1 protein-coding gene and 2 pseudogenes are annotated in these 1,831 nt (G+C 71.4%); 1 reads left to right on the top strand and 2 read right to left on the bottom strand.

What is annotated here, in order from left to right; all coding sequences use genetic code 11:
• Both ACFO60_RS40730 and rsmI read right to left on the bottom strand, forming a co-directional pair.
• Positions 1 to 312 (bottom strand): annotated as a pseudogene (locus ACFO60_RS40730) (phospholipid carrier-dependent glycosyltransferase); the annotation flags it as partial.
• Between the two features lie 179 nt (positions 313 to 491).
• Positions 492 to 1,328, bottom strand: a complete 837-nt coding sequence (rsmI, locus tag ACFO60_RS40735; RefSeq protein WP_380852887.1) for a 16S rRNA (cytidine(1402)-2'-O)-methyltransferase — start codon at positions 1,326 to 1,328, stop codon at positions 492 to 494.
• 137 nt (positions 1,329 to 1,465) lie between these two features.
• Here rsmI and ACFO60_RS40740 point away from each other — a divergent pair.
• Positions 1,466 to 1,831: pseudogene (locus tag ACFO60_RS40740) on the top strand (phospholipid carrier-dependent glycosyltransferase); the annotation flags it as partial.

Below are 1,831 nucleotides of genomic sequence, written 5' to 3' on the forward strand. Positions count from 1 at the left end.
ATGCGCCACATACAGCGCGCACGGGTCGAGGTTGTCCGGCGTGCAGGTCACCCACAGGTCGTTCCGCCCGGCCACGAGCCGCCGATCGGCGATGGGGTCGCCCTCCGAGCCGAGGAAGGTGCGCTCGACGCCGTACTTGAGCAGGGACAGCCCGTCCTTGGCGTAGTAGGTCTCGTCGAAGGCCACCGCCTTGGGCCGGGCGAGGTGGTCGAAGCGCAGGATCGCCCCGAACAGCGCCACCACGATCGGGCCCAGCCACCCCCACAGGCGGCCGCCCTGGAACGGCGGCACCAGCCGGTCGCGCGCCGGCACGGGCTCCGCGGCCTCGGCGGCCTCGTCCGACTGACCATGCCCACCGGCGGCGCCGACCGGCAGGAGCGGCGGTTTCGCGAAAAGCCGCGGGTTTCTGGCAAATCTCGGGAGGAAGACGCGAACAGCCACCCGGGCACCCTATTCGCCGGACGCGACCGGTATCCAGATCATCCTCAAGGTCAGGAGCGGTGGACGGCGTCGTACAGCTCGCGTTTGGGGACGCCGGCCGCCTTGGCCACCTCGACGATCGCCTGCTTGCGCGTCACCCCGGCCTCCTCGCGCCGGGCGACCTCGCGCACCAGCTCGCCGATGTCGGGCTCGGCGTCGCCCGGCGCGTACCCGGCGACGACCAGCGTGATCTCGCCGCGCACGTCGCCTTCGGCCCAGGCCGCCAGCTCGGCGAGCGGGCCGCGGCGGACCTCCTCGTAGGTCTTGGTCAACTCGCGGCAGACCGCGGCGGGCCGCTCGGGCCCGAACGCCTCGGCCATCGCGGCCAGGCAGGCCCGCAGCCGGTGGGGGGCCTCGAAGAAGACCATCGTCCGCTCCTCCGCGGCGAGCGCGGCCAGCCGCCGGGCCCGTTCGCCGGGCTTGCGCGGCGGAAAGCCCTCGAAGCAGAACCGGTCGCTGGGCAGGCCGGAGATCGCGAGCGCGGTCGTCACGGCCGACGGGCCGGGAAGCGCCGTCACCGGGATGCCGGCCTCGACGGCGAGATGGGTCAGCCGGTATCCGGGATCGGACACCCCGGGCATTCCGGCGTCGGTGATGACCAGTACGGTGCGCCCGTCCTGGAGATCGCCGAGCAGTTCGCCCGCCCTCGCCACCTCGTTGGCGTCGTAGTAGGACACCACACGGCCCGCGAGCGCCACCCCGAGGTCGGCGGCGAGCCTGCGCAGCCGGCGGGTGTCCTCGGCGGCCACGACGTCGGCGCTCGCGAGCGCCTCCCGCAGCCGCGCCGAGGCGTCATCGACGCGCCCGATCGGAGCCCCTGCCAGAACCAGCCTGCCGTTGTCGTTCACGCTGACCATCCTCTCCCATGAACGTTCCATGGGAGCGGGCGCCATCAGCCGGGCGTTCTCAGCCAAGAGTCCCCCAATTGGGTACTTAAGAGGTGTTTCTTAGGCTGGACGTAATAGCCGCCCCGTACGATGTCCGGATGGCCCTGACGGACTTCCCTAACCAGGACTTCGAGCAGCCGGAGCCGCACGACGACCCCGCACAGCCGGGTTCCGTCCGCGACCGGCTCGTGCCGCCGTTCCCAGGCAACCCCCTGTGGGGGTGGCTGGGCCCGATCCTGGTGGCGCTGTTTGGCGCCTTCCTCAGGCTCGACCGGCTGGGCAACCCCAAGGCGATCGTCTTCGACGAGACCTACTACGCCAAGGACGCGCTCTCGCTGATCAACTTCGGCGTCGAGCGGGTGGCGATCCAGGACGCCGACAAGATGCTCCTGGCCGGCAACAGCGCCATCTGGAAGCAGTGCGGCCCGAACCAGATCTCCGAGTGCGCCTCCTACGTCGTCCAC

This window comes from Sphaerisporangium dianthi (assembly GCF_042654065.1).
GTDB lineage: Bacteria > Actinomycetota > Actinomycetes > Streptosporangiales > Streptosporangiaceae > Sphaerisporangium > Sphaerisporangium dianthi.